The sequence below is a fragment of the Agrobacterium sp. NPDC089420 genome (assembly GCF_044900305.1).
Classification (GTDB): domain Bacteria; phylum Pseudomonadota; class Alphaproteobacteria; order Rhizobiales; family Rhizobiaceae; genus Agrobacterium.
Genome location: NZ_JBJDMY010000021.1, coordinates 1 through 20,180, shown reverse-complemented (window position 1 = coordinate 20,180; position 20,180 = coordinate 1). Strand labels below are relative to the sequence as shown.

General features: G+C 57.2%; 21 protein-coding genes and 3 pseudogenes. 11 read left to right on the top strand and 13 right to left on the bottom strand.

The window, feature by feature from the left end:
• Positions 1 to 34 precede the first annotated feature (34 nt).
• The 8 genes from ACI2KA_RS23660 to ACI2KA_RS23625 form a co-directional block, all read right to left on the bottom strand.
• Positions 35 to 685 carry a GntR family transcriptional regulator gene (locus ACI2KA_RS23660; protein ID WP_404504903.1) on the bottom strand — a complete coding sequence of 217 codons (651 nt, stop codon included), beginning with the start codon at positions 683 to 685 and terminating at the stop codon, positions 35 to 37.
• A gap of 23 nt (positions 686 to 708) precedes the next feature.
• Positions 709 to 1,800: an ABC transporter ATP-binding protein gene (locus ACI2KA_RS23655; protein ID WP_404504902.1), complete on the bottom strand. Its 1,092-nt coding sequence runs from the start codon at positions 1,798 to 1,800 to the stop codon at positions 709 to 711.
• Positions 1,793 to 3,475: an ABC transporter permease gene (locus tag ACI2KA_RS23650; RefSeq protein WP_404504901.1), complete on the bottom strand. Its 1,683-nt coding sequence runs from the start codon at positions 3,473 to 3,475 to the stop codon at positions 1,793 to 1,795. The genes ACI2KA_RS23655 and ACI2KA_RS23650 overlap by 8 nt, the downstream gene beginning before the upstream one ends.
• A 109-nt stretch (positions 3,476 to 3,584) precedes the next feature.
• On the bottom strand, positions 3,585 to 4,676 hold the full coding sequence (locus ACI2KA_RS23645) for an ABC transporter substrate-binding protein (protein ID WP_404504900.1): 1,092 nt from the start codon (positions 4,674 to 4,676) through the stop codon (positions 3,585 to 3,587).
• Between the two features lie 4 nt (positions 4,677 to 4,680).
• Positions 4,681 to 5,529: an alpha/beta hydrolase gene (locus ACI2KA_RS23640; protein ID WP_404504899.1), complete on the bottom strand. Its 849-nt coding sequence runs from the start codon at positions 5,527 to 5,529 to the stop codon at positions 4,681 to 4,683.
• Between the two features lie 113 nt (positions 5,530 to 5,642).
• The gene (locus ACI2KA_RS23635) at positions 5,643 to 6,311 is read right to left on the bottom strand and encodes an RraA family protein (protein ID WP_404504898.1); all 669 of its coding nucleotides are present in this window, start codon (positions 6,309 to 6,311) and stop codon (positions 5,643 to 5,645) included.
• Positions 6,308 to 7,168 carry a carbon-nitrogen hydrolase family protein gene (locus tag ACI2KA_RS23630; protein WP_404504897.1) on the bottom strand — a complete coding sequence of 287 codons (861 nt, stop codon included), beginning with the start codon at positions 7,166 to 7,168 and terminating at the stop codon, positions 6,308 to 6,310. Before ACI2KA_RS23630 ends, ACI2KA_RS23635 begins: the two co-directional genes overlap by 4 nt.
• Positions 7,165 to 8,082, bottom strand: a complete 918-nt coding sequence (locus ACI2KA_RS23625; RefSeq protein ID WP_404504896.1) for a proline iminopeptidase-family hydrolase — start codon at positions 8,080 to 8,082, stop codon at positions 7,165 to 7,167. The genes ACI2KA_RS23630 and ACI2KA_RS23625 overlap by 4 nt, the downstream gene beginning before the upstream one ends.
• Positions 8,083 to 8,220: 138 nt before the next feature.
• On the opposite strand from ACI2KA_RS23625, the gene ACI2KA_RS23620 reads away from it, so the two are divergent.
• Positions 8,221 to 8,997, top strand: a complete 777-nt coding sequence (locus ACI2KA_RS23620; protein ID WP_404504895.1) for an HpcH/HpaI aldolase/citrate lyase family protein — start codon at positions 8,221 to 8,223, stop codon at positions 8,995 to 8,997.
• Positions 8,998 to 9,189: 192 nt separating this feature from the next.
• Here the strand turns inward: ACI2KA_RS23620 and ACI2KA_RS23615 are convergent.
• Positions 9,190 to 9,575 (bottom strand): annotated as a pseudogene (locus tag ACI2KA_RS23615) (DUF4172 domain-containing protein); the annotation flags it as partial.
• A 213-nt stretch (positions 9,576 to 9,788) separates the two neighbouring features.
• On the opposite strand from ACI2KA_RS23615, the gene ACI2KA_RS23610 reads away from it, so the two are divergent.
• From ACI2KA_RS23610 to ACI2KA_RS23580, 7 genes are all read left to right on the top strand, one after another.
• On the top strand, positions 9,789 to 10,085 hold the full coding sequence (locus tag ACI2KA_RS23610) for a type II toxin-antitoxin system HigB family toxin (protein WP_174033810.1): 297 nt from the start codon (positions 9,789 to 9,791) through the stop codon (positions 10,083 to 10,085).
• A complete protein-coding gene (locus ACI2KA_RS23605) occupies positions 10,085 to 10,480 on the top strand; it encodes a type II toxin-antitoxin system HigA family antitoxin (protein ID WP_404504894.1) in 396 nt (131 codons plus the stop codon). The genes ACI2KA_RS23610 and ACI2KA_RS23605 overlap by 1 nt, the downstream gene beginning before the upstream one ends.
• Before the next feature lie 219 nt (positions 10,481 to 10,699).
• Positions 10,700 to 11,299: a DUF6088 family protein gene (locus tag ACI2KA_RS23600; RefSeq protein ID WP_404504893.1), complete on the top strand. Its 600-nt coding sequence runs from the start codon at positions 10,700 to 10,702 to the stop codon at positions 11,297 to 11,299.
• Positions 11,277 to 11,414 (top strand): hypothetical protein, encoded by a 138-nt coding sequence (locus tag ACI2KA_RS23595; RefSeq protein ID WP_404504892.1) that lies wholly within the window; start codon positions 11,277 to 11,279, stop codon positions 11,412 to 11,414. Before ACI2KA_RS23600 ends, ACI2KA_RS23595 begins: the two co-directional genes overlap by 23 nt.
• A 3-nt stretch (positions 11,415 to 11,417) precedes the next feature.
• A complete protein-coding gene (locus ACI2KA_RS23590; RefSeq protein WP_404504891.1) occupies positions 11,418 to 11,882 on the top strand; it encodes a nucleotidyl transferase AbiEii/AbiGii toxin family protein in 465 nt (154 codons plus the stop codon).
• A 118-nt stretch (positions 11,883 to 12,000) separates the two neighbouring features.
• On the top strand, positions 12,001 to 12,402 hold the full coding sequence (locus ACI2KA_RS23585; RefSeq protein WP_404504890.1) for a SyrB-like regulator: 402 nt from the start codon (positions 12,001 to 12,003) through the stop codon (positions 12,400 to 12,402).
• Between the two features lie 103 nt (positions 12,403 to 12,505).
• Positions 12,506 to 13,099 carry a hypothetical protein gene (locus ACI2KA_RS23580; protein ID WP_404504889.1) on the top strand — a complete coding sequence of 198 codons (594 nt, stop codon included), beginning with the start codon at positions 12,506 to 12,508 and terminating at the stop codon, positions 13,097 to 13,099.
• A 23-nt stretch (positions 13,100 to 13,122) separates the two neighbouring features.
• Here ACI2KA_RS23580 and ACI2KA_RS23575 read toward each other — a convergent pair whose 3' ends face one another.
• Positions 13,123 to 13,734: a hypothetical protein gene (locus tag ACI2KA_RS23575; protein WP_404504888.1), complete on the bottom strand. Its 612-nt coding sequence runs from the start codon at positions 13,732 to 13,734 to the stop codon at positions 13,123 to 13,125.
• 353 nt (positions 13,735 to 14,087) lie between these two features.
• On the opposite strand from ACI2KA_RS23575, the gene ACI2KA_RS23570 reads away from it, so the two are divergent.
• Together ACI2KA_RS23570 and ACI2KA_RS23565 are read left to right on the top strand one after the other, a co-directional pair.
• On the top strand, positions 14,088 to 14,294 hold the full coding sequence (locus tag ACI2KA_RS23570; protein ID WP_404504887.1) for a hypothetical protein: 207 nt from the start codon (positions 14,088 to 14,090) through the stop codon (positions 14,292 to 14,294).
• Positions 14,295 to 14,677: 383 nt separating this feature from the next.
• Positions 14,678 to 15,733, top strand: a complete 1,056-nt coding sequence (locus ACI2KA_RS23565; RefSeq protein ID WP_404504886.1) for a Fic family protein — start codon at positions 14,678 to 14,680, stop codon at positions 15,731 to 15,733.
• Positions 15,734 to 15,855: 122 nt separating this feature from the next.
• Here the strand turns inward: ACI2KA_RS23565 and ACI2KA_RS23560 are convergent, their stop codons facing one another.
• Both ACI2KA_RS23560 and ACI2KA_RS23555 read right to left on the bottom strand, forming a co-directional pair.
• Positions 15,856 to 16,950, bottom strand: a complete 1,095-nt coding sequence (locus ACI2KA_RS23560; RefSeq protein ID WP_404504885.1) for a GSU2403 family nucleotidyltransferase fold protein — start codon at positions 16,948 to 16,950, stop codon at positions 15,856 to 15,858.
• A gap of 121 nt (positions 16,951 to 17,071) precedes the next feature.
• Complete coding sequence (locus ACI2KA_RS23555) at positions 17,072 to 18,253, bottom strand: Fic family protein (protein WP_404504884.1); 1,182 nt, start codon at positions 18,251 to 18,253, stop codon at positions 17,072 to 17,074.
• Between the two features lie 238 nt (positions 18,254 to 18,491).
• Here ACI2KA_RS23555 and ACI2KA_RS23550 point away from each other — a divergent pair.
• Positions 18,492 to 19,877 (top strand): annotated as a pseudogene (locus ACI2KA_RS23550) (hypothetical protein); the annotation flags it as partial.
• Between the two features lie 11 nt (positions 19,878 to 19,888).
• Here the strand turns inward: ACI2KA_RS23550 and ACI2KA_RS23545 are convergent.
• Positions 19,889 to 20,180: pseudogene (locus ACI2KA_RS23545) on the bottom strand (transposase); the annotation flags it as partial.

Here is a 20,180-nt window from a genome sequence, read left to right as displayed (position 1 = left end):
CAGGATTTCATCCGGCAACGGCCGCGCCGGTTCTCTACGCCTCGGCCATATGCGCACGCCAGCGGTTGATGTGTCGACCAAGGATTTCCGCAAGCCGGGGACCTTCGCGCCTGCGCAACGCCTCCACCATGTCGAAATGATCATCCGACGAGGCTTTTAGAGTGCTCGTGCTGACCCAACCCGACCAGGAGCCCGGCAGATCGCGTTCCCTCAGATCATTGAGCAGGTTCGCCATCATTGTATTGGCAAGCGAGGCATTCATGGTCCTGTGAAATTCGTGGTTGAGGCGTCGTAATTCCACATACGATCCGACTTCGATGGCCTGTTCGAAAGCCGCCGCCGCCGCGGCTATCTTCTCGATATCACTCGATCGTATATCCTTGACCATGAGGAGCGCCGCTTCCCGCTCCAGAATGGTGCGGATCTCCGAAATCTGCGACCGTGCCTCGGTACTGGGTACCACCAGGCGGATACCGCGATTGGGCACATGCTCCGCCATGCCCATCAGCACCAGATCGTCCAGCGACCGGCGGATCTGCGCCCGGGTTACACCGTAAGTCTCCTGCAGATCGACCTGCCGCAACCACTCACCGGGGCGATAGGTGCCCACCAAAACGTCCGAACGGATACGCTCGGTAAGCGGGCGTACCACTTCGGCCGGTCTCGTCGTTTCCGGCCTATCCAAATCTCTGTCCTTGCCGCCGTTCATCAGGTCTTGTCTTTCGCGCGTTCATCCGGCGGGAAAATAAGCGCATTCGCCCGATCGATCCAGATATTACCTTGTCCTTCAGGCGCCGGCCGGATTGCCTGAAGACGAAGACGGCATTCTCCGAGAAAGGCTTCCTGCTCAAACCGGTCGCCGAGATAATTCGCGGGGCCGAAGTGAACAAGAAGGCGATTTGCATCTGGCACCTCGGCCAGCCGGATATTCTGGGGCCGCACCGCAACGACAGCCGGGCTGCCCGACTGGAGCGGCAATGGCGCAACTCCGCGAATGGCCTGCCCGTCCCCGAACGTGATGACCGCCTCTTTCTCGGAAACCTCAGAAACAGACCCGCCCGCAATCAGATTGGCGCTGCCGATGAAACTCGCCGAGAAGGGATGTACAGGCCTTTCATAAATATCCTGCGGGGTGCCCATCTGAATGATATGGCCTCCGCGCATCACCACGATCCGGTCGCTCATCGATAGAGCCTCTTCCTGGTCATGGGTGACATAGATCGCGGTCAGGCCGAGCTCGCGTTGAATGTTCTTCAGCCAGACGCGTGCTTCCTGACGAAGCTGGGCATCCAGATTGGACAGTGGCTCGTCCAGCAGAAGCAGTGTCGGGCGGAACACCACCGCGCGTGCCAGGGCCACACGCTGCTGCTGCCCACCGGACAGTTCGCCGGGATAACGTTTTGCATAGGCGGTCAATCCGACGAGTTCGAGTGCCTCCCCTACCCGCCGGTTTCGCTCGGGCGCCGCGACCTTCCGCAGCTTGAGGGAGAGGCAGACATTGTCTTCCACCGTCATGTGGGGCCAGAGCGCGTAGGATTGGAAAACGACGCCAAACCCCCGTGCCTCGGGCGGAAGCGCAATTCCCGTAGCGGCATCGAATAATGTGCGGCCCGCAAAGCTGATGCGGCCATGGGTCGGCTGATCGAGGCCGGCGATCGCCGCAAGCGTCGTGGATTTGCCGCAGCCTGACGGACCAAGCAGGGTGAGAAACTCTCCGGCGCCGACCGTGATGTTAATGTTGTCTATGGCGTTGATGGCACCATAGCTGCGGGTAAGATCGGAAAGGACGAGATCAGTCATAGAGTTTTACCCGGAAAACGAGCCGCATCGCGACGAGGAAGAGAGCAATGAGAACCATCTGAAGCGTTGCAAAGGCGGCGGTTACGCCGACATCACCATTTGTCCAGAGGCTGAGCATCGTCACACCCATCACTTCCAGCCCGGGAACGATGAGGAAAATGGCGATGATGTAGGATTTGAGGTGGAAGATGAACAACAGCACGAAGCTGCCCAGCATGGCCGATCGCAGAAGGGGCACCATGACGATGCGCATCGAACTGAACCAGTTCGCCCCCACCGTGCGCGCCGCCTTGTCGAGATCCGCGCTGATCTGGATGACGGCCGGCTGTATGGCGCCGAGCGCGAGCGGCAGCGTCGCCATGACGTAAGCGAGGACGAGTATCCACAGGCTGCCACGCAGCCAGCCCAACGGTGCGAAGATGACTGTCGCGTAGAAGATACCCAGTCCGGTAATGAGGCCGGGGATGACGCGTGGCGAATAGGCGAGCGTCTCCAGCGTGCGCTTGAACGGAAAGTCCGACCGCTGAATGAGCAACGCCACCATCACTGCCAGTATAGTTCCCGCCGATGCGGAAAAGAAAGACACGAAGAAGGTGTTGCGGATCGCCCGGACGAAAGCCTCAGAAGCCAGCAGCGTATTGAAATTCTTCAAGGTCAACGTGGTCCAGGGCGCCACGAGCGGCGAAAGGAAGGTGGTGAATGCACGCAGGACAACGCCGAAGACCGGCACGATGACGAGGAAGAAAGCCAATAGTGCCACGATAACGACAAGCGGCCATTTCAAGCTGCCGAGCTTGAGGAGGGCAGGACGGCTGCCCTTGCCTTTTACCGTCTCGTAGCGATGGCTGTTCTGCAGTAATAACCGCTGGACAAACAGTGTCGCCGCCACGAGCACAACGAGAAGCAGGGAGGAGGCCGCAATCAGACCATGGTCCGGATCGCTTGCCGCAATGCCCTGATGATAGAGGAAGGTCGACAGCGTCTCGATCCGCGCAGGTCCGCCAAGAAAAAGCGGGATGGACAGCGTTTCGACCGCGATGATGAGGTTGAGTGCGGCGGAGGTTATGATCGAAGGGATCATCAACGGCAGGGTTACGCGCGCTAGGACACTCAGGGGACGGGCACCGACCGTTCGCGCCGCATGTTCAAGCGCGGGGTCGACGGATCGAACGGCGCCATAAAGACAATAGAGATAGGCGAGCGGGATCTGCGACACGCCGGCGACAATCCCCATACCCGTCAGGGAATAGAGATTCCAGGGGGCACCACCCAGCATACGCGCGAGCCACTGGGTCACAAATCCGGACGGTCCATACATGATGACCCATCCCATGCCAAAGATCAGGTGGGAAAGGTAAAGCGGCCACATCAGGACGCCGCCTATCCATTGTCTGCCGGGAAGATCGGTGCGCCCGAGCAGCAGGGCGGCCGCCACGCCACCGACCTGCGCGATGACGACGGTGATCACGGCGAAGATAGCCGTTGTGCCAAGAACCGAAACGAGCTGCTCAGACCCAAAGAGCTTGCCGAAATTGGCGAAGGTGAAGACCCAGCCTTCGGAATAAAGCGGCCGATCGATAAAAACCTGAACGGCGATGGGAATTGCCGGCGCCAGCATGAGGATCGCCGTCACGACGAAGATCAGCAGTTGAATGAGCCGTGAGTAGTCCGGCAAGGTTGACGGCGCCTCCCCTTGAGGGATCGCCGAAGAAATACGAGGGCTGCGGCCCATGATTGTCCACCCTTTTGTCAGGGTCCGGCGCGACATCACGCCGGACCGTCAATCACATTTTGAAAGCAGCGCCCCAGCGGGCCGAAAAGGCCGCATTGCCATCGATCATTTTTCGGTCGTAGCTAATCATCAGCAGGTTCTGTTTTCCGCCCACGGCCTTGGCCACCTCGTCCAGCGAATAGGACAGGTCTCCCTCCGCGACAAAGCCGGGGCGATATGGCGTGAGTTTTCCGGCGGCAACCGCCGCTTGGCCTGCCTCGGAGAGAAGGAAATCAAGGAAAACCTTGGCCGCGGCCGGGTGCGCAGCCTTCGACGTTATGCCCATTCCGCGCGGAAAGATGACGGTGCCATCCTTCGGGAAATTCCAGCCGATGATGTCACCAAGCCCGTCGGTGATCTTGCTGAACACCACCGGCCCGGAGACGAAATAGGCCGAAGAAAGTTCTCCGCTCAACGTGCGCTCGATCATGCCACCCGCACCGCCGCCGGGCTTGATGGACGGACCGGCCTTTTCGAACCAGCCCCAGGCCTTGTCGCCATATCGCTCCACCAGAGCATAATTGAGCGCGCCGCCAAAGGCATAACGGCCGTCATAGGTCCCGACCTTGCCGGAAAACACGTCCGGATGCGCGGAGATATTGGCGAAATAAGCCTCCATGCTGTCGACCTGAAGCTCCGCCGGAACCGTCAGCTTGTTGTAGATGGTCACCATGGGGTCAGCGGAGAATGTATAAAGGCCGGCGTGCGGATAGCTCCATTCCGGCAGCTTCTCCCGCTCCGGCGAGTTGTAGTCGGCTAAAAGGCCATCCTTGATCACGCTCATCCAGTCGACGATCGTGCTGGAGATCAGGAGATCGGCAGATTCAACACCGCTCCCCACCTCGGCACGATAGCGGGAAAAGGCTTCGGAAGGTCCCATTTCCAGGCTCCCGACCTTGATGTCTGGATAGGCCTTGTTGAAAGCCTTGATAACCGGCGCGATATTGTCTTCGCTGAGGTTCGTGTAGATGCGCAGGCTGCCCTCGGCTTTCGCCTCCGCAAGGAGTTTGGAATAGCTGGCAGGATAACCCGCCGGCACATCCTGCGCCTTGACGGCACCGGCGGTGAGTATGACGGCGGCAGTCAGAAGATATCTGTATTTCACGGCTTCATTCCCCTTTTTTTATCAGCGATGTCTGGCATTCCCCGGCATCGATCCATCGCGAGATCAACTCCGCAGCTTTCAAGGTGACGGGCCTGAGTTCATGACCCACACCCTCGATTTCATGGAAAACGGTCTGAATATCGTGGCTACGGAAGCTCAGGCTCAGGCTATGCGCACGCTCCAGACGACTGGCCCCGGCCACGCCCTCGTAAAGGGATCCATGCGGGGCACCGGCGGGCCGCGCAACGAGGCCGCCTGCCCGGTCTTCCGATCCGATGATGATCCCGACCGGAAGCTTGCGCAGCGAAGTAATATCCGTTGCACGGCCAATCGCCGCGGCAGCGCCGCCAAGCCCCGGCCACCATTCGAGCGTTTCATCAAGCAGCGTCACATTTCCGGGTGAGGCGACAACAAGCCCTGACAGTTCCGATGCACAAAACAGCGCATATCGATGGGCAAACTGCGCGCCGCCCGAAAATCCGAAGAGATAGACGCTGCCGAAACCTCCGCTCAGCCTGGAGGCTGCGGCAATCATGGATTTCGTCACCGAAATATAATCGATACCGGCCGACACCAGGAATTTATAACCGTCGGAATGATCCTCTCCGTCGATCTCGGAGGCAAAGAGAGGTGCAAGAATGGAGACTGCCCTCCCCCCAAGCCCTTCGCGCATGGCCTCGAGCATGCCGGCTGCATCGCGATCGGAGCCGTGAGCGACAATGACCAGAGACGCCTTGGCCGCGCTCGGATCGGCCCCCTCCTCAACAGGACCGCCTGCCGGAGAGAACAGGAAACCGAAACGCGGCTCACCGTCGGTAAACGCATGGATCGGGCTCGTCGAATGAAACGTCACGTCGTTCTTGCTCCTGTTGGCCCAAGCAATCTGGACTTATCAAACCAATAAGGCAAACAAAATTGGCGCCAATTTTGCTTGCGGAAACTGAGGCGGGTGCCGTTGCTCATATTCTAGCGACCTTCGACCATGGTGGTTGCGCCGGAAATATCGCAGAGGCGCTCGCCGCGCCGCAGGCGGGCAATAACGGATGCCTCGTTCTCCTGCATGGCAATTGCGCGCGAACAGATCGGCATGATCTGTTCCGGTTTCAGCACCACGACGCCATTTTCGTCACAGAGAACGCCATCGCCTGGCATCACCGATATTCCGCCGACGCTGACAGGGATGTTGATGGCACCACCGAGGCCGACGAATTTTGTCGTTTTCGACGAGGTTCCACGACACCAGACGGGCATATCGTGACTGCGTATCTCGGCAAAATCGGTCGCTCGCCCATCGATGACGGCGCCGGCAACGCCGGCCAGCTTGGCCGCGAGGGTGACCACTCCGCCCCAGCAGGCATGCGTATCATCGCCGGCGCGATCGATGATGAGGATATCCCCGGGGCGAACCATGGACAGCGCATAATGCAATGTCGCCGAGTCCATGCCCGGAATGCGAACCGTGAACGCCGTGCCGGCCACACGCTTGCCGGTAACCACCGGGGCCAGGGTCGGATCACAGAAACCATCATGCAGGATATGGCCGATGGTTGCCGTTTCAGTCCGCGACATCAGGTCGACAAGATCAGATGAAAGCGGCGCTGCGGGCGGGTTGACCTGATAAAGCGACGCCGTCATGAGAGACTTCCGGCAAACACTGTCATTGTCGGCCGCAGATCCCGGCCCTGGGTGAGACCGGGCAAACGACGGCGGGTTTCCTCCACCTCTGCCGGATCGATATCCGCAACGATGACACCGGGTTCTTCACCCAGTGAAGAAATGACCTCTCCAAACGGAGAGACAATCATGGCATGACCATGCGTCTGTACACCATCCCGCGTGCCGCACTGGGCCGCAGCAACGACATAGCTTCCGGTTTCGATCGCACGCGCCCGCAGCAGGGTTTCCCAATGCGCCGGCCCGGTAACAGGCGAGAAGGATGCCGGGATCATCAGCACATTTGCACCAGCGCTGGCCAACACGCGGAAGAGCGCGGCAAACCGCACATCATAGCAGATCGACAATCCGAGCCTGACATTTGAGGCGCCGAGATCAACGACGACAGGCGGGCCCTCGCCCGGCTGCACGGCCCGCGATTCCCGGAAATCATGCCCCTCGCCGAGCTTCACGTCGAAAGTGTGCAGCTTGTCGTAACGCGCAACGATCTCTCCCGTTGGAGAGATGACATGGGTGCGGTTCCAGATGCGCGTACCGTCTTCGGTTCTGATCAGAAGCGATCCATCGTGCAGCCATATTCGCAGTTCGGCGGCCAGTCGGCGGCAAAGCGCCAGGGTCGTATCGTCATCTTCGGCAACGCAGATGCCGGCATACTGTATATTATCCTTCAACAGGATATTGGCGGCTTCCGGCAGACTGACAACGGTCGCCCCAAGTCCGGCCGCCTCGCGGACGAACCCTTCGATGGCGCGATTATTCGATGCGACATCGGCGGTGCTGCACATCTGAACGGCGGCAAAACGGGTGGCGGTTGTCATGCGGAAACCCTCAGGTCGTGTTGGCTCAGAAATCCTTCAACGGCAGTCATGGTATCGGCGCGCTCCTCCAGATGACACATATGCGCGGAGTTCGGCATCACGATCTGCTGCGCATTCGGGATGAGTTGCACGAAGGGCTCAACGCAGGCCTGCGTCGCTTCGTCATGATAACCGGACATGACGAGCGTCGGTACGGCAACACGGTGAAGCCGGTTATCCACGATCCAGTTCTTCAGTGTTCCGATGACGTGGAACTCCGTCGGTCCGTTCATCGCATGATAGACGGTGGGGTCTTCCGCGAGCGCCCGGAAGGTTCGCACCACGTCATCAGGCCAGGGATCGAGGCGGCACACATGACGCCGATAGAAGACATCGCTTGCCGCCTGATAGTCGGGATGATCATAGGTGCCGTCCGCCTCGTGGCGTGCAAGCGTCTCCTGCACGTCGAGCGGAAGGGCCTTGCGCAATCTCAGCGCCTCGGCCACCCAGACCGGCATGGAGGATGGTGAGGAAGCAATGACGAGGGCATTGAGCCCCTCCGGGCGCCGGACCGCATGTTCCGCTGCCAGCATTCCACCCCATGACTGCCCAAGCAGATTATAGCACTGCCCTATTCCCAGATGGCGCAGCAGATTGTCCAGCTCGTCGAGAAACAGATCGACGGACCAGAAACCCTCCGGCGCATCGCGCAGGTGAGTCGAGCGGCCATTTCCGATCTGGTCATAGTGAATGACGCAACGGCCACTCTGCGCAATATCTGCGAAAGACAGCACGTAATCATGGGTGCAGCCGGGACCACCATGGGCCACGATCAGCGGCACCTTATCGGAATTCAGGTTTCCCGTTACCTGAAGCCAGGTCTTGTATTCCCGGAAAGGGGCATATCCCTCAAGGACTTCAGGCCTCTGCTGCATCGATATGTCATCCCTGTGAGTTCAATATGCCCACAGCATGCCAGTGCTGAAACCGGCTGCCTACCTGCAAAGAATTACAGGATTGCGTCCCGTGCCAACGCGCGCTCTTTTCGACAGAAATCTTCTGGAGACGCAAGCATGCCTGAAACCGATCACCCCGATCTCCGCGCGCAATTGCACGCCGGCGCAAAGGTGCAGGGTGCATTCTTATTTTTGGCCTCTCCCGACGTGGGGGAAATCATGGCCCTGGCGGGTTACGGCGCGCTCGTCATAGACAGGGAACATGCGGCAGCCGGCCTTTCCGGAGCACTGCACGAGTTGCGCGCGATAAAGTCCGTAAGCACCGTGCCAGTGCTCGCGCGCGTGCACGGCGCCTCGGCGGCGGACATCAAACCGCTGCTGGATGCCGGGTTCGACGGCATCGTCTCGGCGGATGTCCGTTGCGCGGAACAGGCGCGCGCGCTCGTCGAAGCCGCCCATTATCCGCCCCTCGGGCGACGTGGCGCCCAGTTCACAGTCTCCCGTGCCGCGCGTTACGGCGTGGACCGGCTCACCTATGTGGAACAGGCCCGATCCCGGACACTGGTTGTCGCCATGATCGAATCGCGCGAAGGAGCCGAAGCGATCGATGCCATTACGGCGGTCGAAGGCATCGATATGCTGTTCATCGGCCCGCTCGATCTCACCTCCGGCTTCGGGCCTTACGGCGATCTCGGTTCGAGCGAACTTAAAAAAGCGATCGCCCATATCGAGGAGCGCGTTCTCGCATCCGGCCGGTTGCTCGGCGGCGCTGCGATCGACCCTTCTGATCTCGGTAACATGTTTGATAGAGGCTACAGCCTCGTGACAACTGCAAGCGATACAGGCCTACTCACACAGGCATCAAGGGCGGCGATACGGCCTAAGACAAGTTAAAGTATGCCCCGAGCATACCGGGGCTAGCGTCAGATACCGTTTTACCGGTCGATGGGATGGCGCTTGTAGGACTGGTCATGAACCAAGGCTATCGGATTGCCCACTTGAGGTCCATATTTTGCAGCCGAACAGAATCGAACAGCCGTTCACCTAGATGATGATTTTGGTGGAGTTCATTGGACTGGCAGCAATTCATTTCTGCAACGAAAGCGAGTGCCGGGTGTGCCGACGTTCACCCGGACGCGTAAGTGCACCGATCTCCCCAAGCTGCTGAAGGTCGCGTGTTGCTGTAGCCCGGGACGTATCTGTGATCGAGATGTAGTTTTCGGCGCTTAGCCCCCCTTTTGAAGCCTGCCGCTCGTCCAACCGGCCTCGAAAACGATCATAGAACTTTACTTTCTGAATGAAGAAGTCGATGCGCTCAAGCGTCGCCCGTTGAGCATCCAGGATAGTTTCTGAAAAGAAAATGATCCAGTCGGTGATATCAAGCGTGCGCTGGTGCCGCTCAAGCTCGGAATAGTAGGCCCCCAGTTCTTCTCGATTGTGAAGGCGAGTGAAATGAGACTTGGCTGCCCTATCAGCATCATCTGCGCCTCGACAACTCGCTCGAGACACCGACGCGACATCTTCTGCGTTCGGGCCTTTCGCTTTGTACGCAAAGCCCATTTCCCCGCGCCAATTTAACGGCGGATTGCAATATTCCCTCCACCAAATTCCAGTTAATGCCCGATTGTTCCCGTTACGGGAAACATTTCTCTTGTTCCCAATTTGGGAATATGATAGCAAAAACTATGCAGATCATCGCCAAGTCCACACTGAGACAATTCTGGGAGCTTCACGCTCAAGCCGAGACGCCCCTAAAAACGTGGCACGCGATCGTCAGCAAGGCTGAATGGGCGACGCCGGCCGATGTGAAGGCAACATTTGGCGCGGCGGTAGATTTTGTTTCCGACAATCGCATCATTTTCGACATATCGGGCAACAAATACCGGCTTATCGTCCACGTCGCCTACCCCTACAAACGAGTGCTGATCAAGTTCATTGGCACTCACAAGGAATACGACCAGATTAACCCGGAGACAGTGTAATGGATAACATTCGCGCCATCAGAAACGATGATGACCTCGCATGGGCCATTGCAGAGGTCAGTCAGTATTTCGATAACCCGCCTGATCCTTTCAGCACCGATGGTATGCGCTTCGATGTCCTTTCCGATCTCATCGAAGCATACGAAGATAAGCACTACCCCATCGATGCGCCCGAGCCGATTGAACTTATCAAGGCCCACATGGAGCTGACGGGACGCAGCCAAAATGACCTCGCGACGCTGTTAGGTTCTCGCTCCCGTGCATCCGAAGTGCTGAACAAAAAACGCGCCCTGACTGTCCAAATGATTCACCGGCTGCACAAGGAATGGGGAATTCCTGCCGATTGCCTTGTTGAGCCTTATCATCTCGCCGGTCCGGAACTGAAATACGCCTGACGACTGCCAGCGTCATTCCATAATCAACACCATGACCTTTCGGAGGGAAAGTCAGTTCCGGGATTTTCGATATTCGAGTAGTGTCGGCCTCTAAAAAACCATATATAATTCAATTACTTCAGTAAGATAGATGCTATTTCGCCCGCCGAACTTTGCATTAAATTTGAAAAAAATGCATTCACTACCATATGTCGCTATGGTGAGTGCAGGAGCTAACCCATGACGAAGTTACAGGAACTGAAAAAGCATCTGCGGCCAGGCAAGGTCTACCGTCGGGAGGATCTCGCCCAATGGTCGTCGTCTGTCGATCGGCATCTTCAGCAGCTGCTGGCAGAGGGATACCTGACCAAGCTATCGACCGGCGTCTATCACCGGCCGAAGCAGACCGCGTTCGGCAAAGCCCCCGCCGAGGATGATGCGCTCGTTGAGGCTTTCCTAAAGGATGACCGTTACCTCGTCACCTCGCCCAATGCCTATAACAGTCTGGGTGTCGGCGCGACGCAGCTCTATAACAAGACCGTCGTCTATAACCATAAGCGCCACGGCAACTTCATGCTGGGCGGCCGAGAGTTCGAGTTCCGCAGAAAGCCAGCCTTCCCCAAAACCCTGACTAAAGAATTCCTACTGGTCGACCTGGTCAACAATCTCGACCAGCTGGCCGAGGACCGCGATCAGGTGCTGGCCCGAGTAAAGGAACGTGCCCTACAAGGCAATCGCACCGCCCTCACACGTGCTGCCAAGGAGTACGGCATGGTGCGCACGCGGAAATTCTTCAACACCCTCGCCGCAGATCCACATGCCAGCTGGTTTCCTCCATAGGCACAAGGATTTTGCTTCCCTGCTGCGCATCGTCGCTGACCAGATGAAGGTGCAGCCGGTGCTGGTCGAAAAAGACTATTGGATCATGCATTGCCTGTACGGCCTGCAGCAGTAGGAGATGACGTTCGAGCTGAAGGGCGGTACCTCGCTCTCGAAAGGATACCGCATCATCAACCGCTTCTCGGAGGATATCGATATCCGTATCGAACCACCGAAGGCGATGGAGGTAAAAGCCGGCCCCCATCACAACAAGGCAGCGCATCGTGAAAGCCGGAAGGGCTTCTATGACTGGCTGGCCGAGACGATCACGATCGACGGTATCCAGAAGATCGAGCGCGATACCGAATTCGATAACGAGACGTATCGCAGCGGCGGCATCCGCCTCTACTACCCCGAGACGACCGGTACGAAATCGGGTCTCAAGGACGGCGTGTTGCTCGAAGCCGGCTTCGACACGGTGGCTCCAAACATCAACAAGGACATCAGCTCCTGGGCCTACGATTACGCGGCATCGCGTGTGGACCTGATCGATAATCGCGCACTGGCCGTTCCCTGCAAGGTTCCACTGCTCGCCATCGAATGAGTTCAATTCCGCACCTCATGGAATTTGTGGGCTTAATTCTGGCCGATGGGTATACCTGCGGATTGACTTAACGTAATGCTCTAACACATACTTTTGCGCCTGACAGAGGAGAACCCGGATGGCCGACGAGAGAGTGACTGAGACAAATGACACGACCGAAGCACCGGCCGTCGCACCTGCTGAAAAGAAGACACGCAAACCTCGTGCTCCAAAGGCTGTCGCCAAAATCGCCACCTCGGAGGTAGATGCGTCAGCTGCCGAACAACCCGTCAAGAAGACGCGTGCAAAACGCGGTTCAAAGACTGCTCCAGTCAAGGCCGAGAAGGCTGCCGCCGAGCCGAAGAAAGTCGCCACACAAACGCCACGTGCGAAGGCCGCTGCCCCGGCTCCTGTCGCTCTCATCGACGACATCGCCGACCTCATCAAGCTTGAGGAAGAGAACAAGCAGCTGCGTAAGGAGCTGTCCGACAAGCTGCGTTCTGAGAATGCTGATCTGCGCAAGCGTCTCGGTAAAGCTTGACGCTCAACGCCGTCAACCCATCCGCGAAATTGGCAGGCCCGGTGGGCCTGTCCTATCTAAATGACTGCGACAGTATTCTGTCGCCATGCAGAGTGCGAATTCGATGAGAACACCGTGGAGATTTGTTGCTGACCTAGTGTCGCGTACCCCGAAGGTGGATGCTCGGCAGGAGCATCCAGCAGCTGCCCGCGAACTCATTGCTCTCGAACATCAACCGACGACCACTGAAGCACCTGCAGAGATCGATGTGAAGCCTGCGGAGCAACCTGTTGAGGGTGCTGCGGCTCGCTCCAACTCGGATATCAGCCTTGAGCCCGCTCAGATTTCCGACGACGCATCTGCAGCGGCGGAAAGTTCTGTTACGTCCGCAGATGCCAAAGATACGGCAGTCATAGATGCACCGACTGAGATCAATGAAAACGTCGCTGCAAAAGAAGAAAGGCCGACCGCAGATGCTTTGGCCGAGCCAGTGGAAACGCCAGAACTCAAGCGCCAGAAAACGACCCGACCGGTTGTGAAGCGACCGGCACCTCTGAGCCAGGTCGAGGAAAACACTTCTGCCATCCCGAAATCGTTTATCAGTGAGATGGCCGATCTCGATGCAGAGGTTGATGCCTTGCGGCGCCAGCTTGCTGAAAAGCTTTCCGAGCAGAATGCGCAACTGCGCAAAATGCTCGCCCGGTTCGATGCGAAATAACCGGACCGCGGTACGGCTACGGATTAACCGTCTCGAAGCCGTTCGCGTAACCAGCCATTCTCTCCGCGTAATTTCGTAACCAATAAGCGTCTCAACTGGCGGTTCTCTTCTTCAAGCTGAAAGAGATCTGCCAGCTCCTTATCAGCGTCCGACAATGTCGGCTGCGTCCGCACCGTTCTGGCCGGTTTACGGCCTGTGCTAGCGCCGACTTGCCGCACGCGGCGGACCTCATGCTTGACACCAATTGGCTCTGATCTGGCAGGTTCCCGCGTTGAAGCAATCTCGGCGAAACCTCTCGAGTAGTTTCCGTCTACTGCTTCTTCGTCATCGATCAATGCATCGTAGTCGACGAACGCGCCCTGATTTACATCCCCAGCGACATTTTGACCATCTGGTGGCGAGACAATATTCGTCGGTGTATCGGCCTCAGAGACGATATCCTGTGCCAGGCGTTTTGAAGGTGCATGTTCCGCAGGACCGTCGATTCCTACGGCTTGTTTTGGCAGATCCGTCTCAACCGCTCGAGCCACGGACTTGAGATCAAGATCACCCCAGATGGAATTGGATTGGACAGTCGATGACCGGCGACGACCGGACTTGTACTCGATGACAAAATTGCGCTTTGGCTGTTTCATAGATCAGTTCAAAAACCTTGCGGAACGCAACACGAACGACCTTCGATATGCGATGATTTGCAACACATACACGATGTCAGGCGTCTTCTCCATATTGCAGATTAAGTCAGGTGCTCAGTGCTGCATTTGGAAATTACACAAGGGACTTCGATGACCTAGGAAATCAAACCGTTCGAAAGCGTTGGCCCTATCCGTTTCGGCATGACGCCGTCAGAAGTTGAGGCCGTCCTCGGACCACCCGACAGCCGTCGTAAAAGTGACGAGACGGAATATCGTGGCGACCGCACCCCGATCGTCAACTATGAGGAAGGAAGGGTCTGCGAGATCGAATGCTATTACGATCTCGATGGCTCATGCTGGACGGTACTCGCCTTTTCGACCAGAATGGCCGCGACGTCATGCCGCAGCTCGAACGTCGTGACGGTGCGCTCCAGTCTGTTGGAATCGTCCTCTTCGCGAACCTAGGGATGTCGACCGACCAGCTACATCAGTCGGGCCGGGAGGACCATTCCATCACGGTTTTCGCGCGGGTTTTTGGGCAGATCGCATCGCGCGCATGAAGCCGGTATCCCTCCTTTAATCGATGCCCAGCGCTCCCGAAAGGTCTTGAAGGGATGCGAACCTGTGACCCGCTGTTGTTTCGCTTCCACGTCACCCGATTTCGTAAAGATGTTAGAGACCTAGAAAGCCAGGTCCTCGTTCTTGGTCGCTATCGCCTTGCCGATGAGATCCGAAGACCGTCTCAACTTCGCCCAGCAGCCACTCTCGAACCCCTTTTTTATCTCGCTGCAGAAGTCTGGATCCGCTCTAGCGAAGAGTGGCAAATCGTCTGACTCGCGATCAGCAGACACAATGAAAGACCACCTCTTCGAAATTGGATGGAATTGGATGAGAAAATAGTGCATGACAGGATGCAGGGAAATGGATGGAAATGGATGGAATAATGGAGAGTCTAAATACGGTGACCGTCCGGATCACGCCCGAAATCCTTTTGCTTATCGCGGAAATTGACGAATTCAAAGGTGCTTGGCGCGCGATCGGCCGGATCGCGCCGGAGCGACTGTCGAGCCTCCGGCGCGTGGCGACGATCGAAAGTGTCGGTTCCTCCACACGTATCGAAGGAGCGCGCCTCACCGACCGAGAGGTCGAAAAGTTGCTGGCAAACATTCGCCTAGGGTCGTTTACGACGCGCGACGAGCAAGAGGTTGCCGGCTATGCGGAGGTGATGGAGACCATCTTCAGTGGTTATGAAGCTATCTCGTTCACCGAGAATCATATCCGTCAGCTCCACCGCGACCTTCTTGCGCATTCGACCAAGGATGAGCGGCATCGCGGCGCCTACAAAACCCTCTCCAACAACGTGGAAGCGTTTAGCGAACAGGGCGAGAGCCTCGGCATCGTTTTCGAAACGGCATCGCCGTTCGATACGCCGCGTCGAATGGAAGAACTTCTCGCATGGTTGGACGAGCAAGGACGAGAAAAGCGCCTCCATCCACTTTTGGTCGTCGCGATCTTCGTTGTCGTATTCCTCGAAATCCATCCATTCCAAGATGGCAATGGCCGCCTTTCGCGTATTCTGACCACCTTGCTGCTACTGCGGGCCGGCTACGCTTACGTCCCGTACAGCTCGCTCGAAAGCATCATCGAACAGAGCAAGGAGAGCTATTACATCTCTCTTCGGCGTACGCAGGGAACGATCCGAAGCACAGAGCCGGACTGGAACCCCTGGATCGAGTTCTTTTTAAGAGCCCTGCATCAGCAGAAGACCCGACTTGAGAAGAAAATGGAGCGCGAGCGCATCATCCTCGCCGACATGCCGGAACTATCCCTCACATTGCTCGAGTTAGCGCGCGAGCATGGGCGGATCACGGTTGCGGAGGCTGCTAGGATCACCGATGCGAGCCGTCACACCATTAAAGATCACCTTAAGGCCCTCGTCGATCAACGGCACCTCGTCCTGCACGGTGCGGGCCGCGGTGCCTGGTACGGCCTTTCCTGATCAATCAGATGTCAGGCAAATCTGACTGGGTTTGCTCTTGAGCAGAATTGGACCCTCGACACCCTATTTGTCTGCGCCACTTCAAACGAAATCAGCAGCCTGGCGTTCAATGCGAGGGCGGTCTATTCGCCAAATGGAAGCTCAATATCTTCGCGGTTTTTCTTTGCGCCGTCGATTAGGACCGTTTTGAACCGGTCTGCATCTGGTGCCGGCAGCATCCCCGCCCCGACTCGGATAGCTTCTTGCCACGCCAGCCCTCGCTCCCATGCTTCGTTGTAGACGAGGGCCAAGTCGGCGGATCGCCTTGTCTGCTGCAATGCCTCAAAAAGCAGCGCGGCTTGGCGAATGTCCTTCTCGCGCTTCGCTGGCCCCTGCCCGTCAGTGTGGCGGCGGCTGGCGACTATGAGCTTATGGACCGCGTACCGAGTTGGATCGGGGACCACGACTGGGATGCCACTTCGGTGGAGCAGTATTGTCCTTACGGGTTCCCTGATGAGAAAGTCGAGAAAGCGTAGTGGATCCGCGCTGGCACCACCAAGGGCGGGCATCTTCGCTGGCTGATCGATGTAATCGTCCGAGCCGCGGTTCGATGTCAAGAATTCCACCCTGTAGCCGTCGGCATTCTGAAATGCCGACGAAGCCGCTGATCCCGATCTATGTGGAACGGGCCGGAAACTGGCGTCGACGTCCTGCAGCAACTCCACGATCGGAGGCAGACTATCTTCAACCTCTCGACTGATGGCATAATCCTGAGCGATGTCCGCATCGCCGGTCAGTATGGCAGCCATGGGAAGGCGCACGCCCAGCAGCCCTGAATAGCATTGAAAGGCCACCGTGCCGATGAGAACGCCACGGAGTCGAAAGAGACCCCCTTTGGCTAGAGCTTCGACGATGTCGCCCGACATTGCGTCGGGGGAAATCATGCCGCCTTCGCGGGTAAGGGTATTTACCAACCGCCTGCGAGCGCGTAGATCGTCCTTGTCCCGCTTATGATCAGATACGCGCTGCGCTATATCCGGATCGTCGGCAGGACCAACATAACGACGTTTCGTACCACCGTGTCCGTCCGGGATGTCGAAATACCAATACTTCCTTCCCTTGATGTTTGCCGGGGTGAATCGACCCTCCGGAGGGAAATCAGCCGTCCAGGCGGCGTCGAGCGAGCGCTGACCTAGCTCGGCGAGCATAGTTTGGTACATGAGATCGACGGATTTCATAAGCTCGATTCCGAGGTTATACTGTTTTTCAAAAACAGTATAACGATCGAGGGGAAAGGTCGCAATACGGAACGCGATTTTATCGCCTTGATGAAAATCGAACCTTCAGCTCATCTATTTGTCATGAATTAAGAGGCAAGGGATCGGTGCCTTCGCTCAGGATTGCAAGATATCTTCGATAGCTGAACACGCGGCCGCGCTTGCGGCCGGTAACCTCCTCAACGATGCCTAATCGCTCCAGATCGGCGAGTGCGGCGTTGACCGTTGGTGCGGACAAACCCGTCACCTGAACAATCTGGTTCGCTGTGTGAAAAGGATTCTGCTGGAAAAGCTCGTGAATGCGAAGGGCCGACCCTGCTCTATCACTCTCCATCGTTATCCGCTCCCGATCTTCCTTGAAAAGATCGACGATCTGAGTGGCAGCCTCAAACGCTTGATTGGCAGTGTCGGCGACACCCGTCAGGAAGAACTCTAACCAGGCTTCCCAATTACCATGTTCGCGAACCTCTTGCAGTAGCCGATAGTATTCTCTCCGATGGGACTTCAGATAGAGGCTGAGGTAGAGCAACGGCTTTCGCAAAACGCCGTTCATGCAAAGATATAGGGTTACAAGCAGCCGGCCGATACGACCATTACCATCGAGAAACGGATGGATCGTTTCAAACTGCACGTGCAGCAGGCCAGCTTTGATTAGCGCCGGTAACCGCGATTGGTCGTCATGCATGAAGCGCTCGAACGCATCCAGGCAACCGGCCATTTCAGTAACGGGTGGCGGTACAAAGAGGGCGTTACCGGGGCGCGTGCCACCAATCCAATTTTGCGAGCGACGGAACTCTCCTGGATCCTTGGTGCCTCCCCGCCCACTGTGCAGGAGCCTGGCGTGCATCTCACGGATCAGACGCAACGACATGGGCAACGTTTCCAGCCGCTGTAGACCATACATCATGGCGTCAACATAGTTGGAGACTTCACGGATATCATCAACCGGCTGCCCGGCTTGAGCTTCGGTCTCAAACCGCAAGAGATCAGAAAGCGTCGACTGCGTGCCTTCAATCTGCGAGGAAAGAACGGCTTCCTTCCTTACATACATATAAAGAAAAAGCTCCTGTCTCGGCAGCAGCATTGTGATACCATCCAAGCGTCCTAGCGCTCGCTCAGCCAAGCTGAGGCTCTCTAGCAATGAAAGCACATCAATCGCCGGCTCGGGCGGCAATGGTGGGGGGACGAACGCCCGCACTGTTTCACTGGCAGCGACCGTCTCGACGAAACGACCCAGGCGGTTTTTGGATTCGGAATCAGACATAACCCAATATCAACCGCGCCCATTATTTAAGCAAGGCGCATTTCATTTAATTAAGCAGCAGACGTAGATAAGTGCGCTTAATTAACGCACCGACATTGAACTCCTGAGCCTTGGTCCAGGCGGCACAGGCGCCTAATACGATGATTTGGCGCCATTAAAGTGACAGCCCGATACATCCTTTGTTAAAGCTCGCCTCATATTCCCGCTCGCCCTTGGTACTGATGCCGAGAGAAACGGAATGAGCATGACCAAACACGACATTTCATCACGTCATTTTCAGCGAAAAATTTCGGAATTCTGCGAGCTTCGCATCGCTCCAATCGCATCCAGGCGGGTGTTGGAGAACATACGGCCTTATCTGGCCAGTTTGATCATCTACCGGAAATCGCCCCCGCTTCTGAATGGCCATATCGACTGGACGATGATCAGTCAGGCCTGTGGGATCGAAGCCGAGCTGACGGCAGAAGTGAAAAAGCAGCTCCGGCCGGGCTTGGATGCAATCATCCGCTGGCTGGGTGCACCACCAGCGGCCGAAGAACGACGACCGCCAAAGCCGACAGTTAGCTCGGGCAAAATGGCCCCCGCCAGGAAGGCAGCTTCCGCATCCTTGACCAGAAAGCCGCAATCCGCGGCGATCGACGGTGCCTTTACCCGGTCTGCGTCGTCACAGCGCGGGCCTGCACTAAAACCGATAAGCCCTTTCCCAGAAGCACTCTTTGAAGCGACAGAAGATCCGGCGAGCTTTCAGGACGCATTGGTCTACCATATGCGTCGGTTCGGCGACACATATTGGCAGCTGTACCGCGCCGTTGTTCATCTGGATGAGACATTCGATAACAAGACGCTGCTATCCTGGATGCAGGGGGAGCGCGTGCCCCGCTCCGTTGCCAGCTTTAATATCCTGCGCCGCATTGAGCGGCGCTATCGGTTGCAGGAAGGATATTTCAAGGACAAGCTACCGCACCAGGCGCGCTCGCTTTATGGTCATGATCTCGGCGATATCAGCCCGGCTGAGCGGCGCAGGATTTCAGTGCATCTGCCAGATGACTTCAGCAGCCTGCCCTTTACCAAGCGGGAGGAGATTCTCGATTGGGTGCGCCGAGTGATCATTTCCGGATCGACAGAGTATCGCCGATATCAGGCAGCGGCCAGCAAGCAACGTTATGCCATTCGCTTTCCCGGTGTCACTTATGGCGGCAGTTCCATATCACCCCGGTCCTTGGCACCCGTAGCCAGCACCTATCAAAATGCAGCAGCAGAAAACGATGATCCGGATCTGCTGTCCGGGGTTATCGATGCGCCGCCAAGGCTTGCAATGGAAATGGCAGACCTCATCCGTTTCAAAACCTCGACCCTGACTGCCATTGGCTTTCAACGGAATGGCGTCTGGGGGGAGGAAACGGCCTCTCAGAAGATAGAACATCTCGGCTTGATGTTCGGCGCACTAGCTTCCTCACCGAATGGCGCAGTAAGAGGTTTCGGCGTACCGCTTAGCCAGTTGAGCTTTGGGCTTCTCGTATTCCCCGGTGTTTGGGACTGGTATCTGCAGTGGCGGGAACAGCGACGCGGTTTCTATACCAAGTGGGAAGAAGACATGCTGATGGTCGCCCAGGCTCTTATACGCCGCCTCGCTGATCAAAACTCATTCGCCCATTCTCTTCGTCCGATGGACATGATGCGCCAAGGCTGGCTTTCGAGCTTTCGCCATGCATCGCAGCAATGATCAACGATGTCGTCGTAAGATTTGAAGATACGGTTTGAGAGCCAGTTTTCGCGCATGAAGAGCCAGAGGTTTTCGACCGGGTTCAGCTCCGGCGATTTCGGCGGGAGTGGGCAGGATGGTGATGTTTTCCGGCACGACGAGAGTGTTGGACATGTGCCAGCCTGCCTGATCCATGATGAGGATGGCGTGCGCATCCTCGGCGAC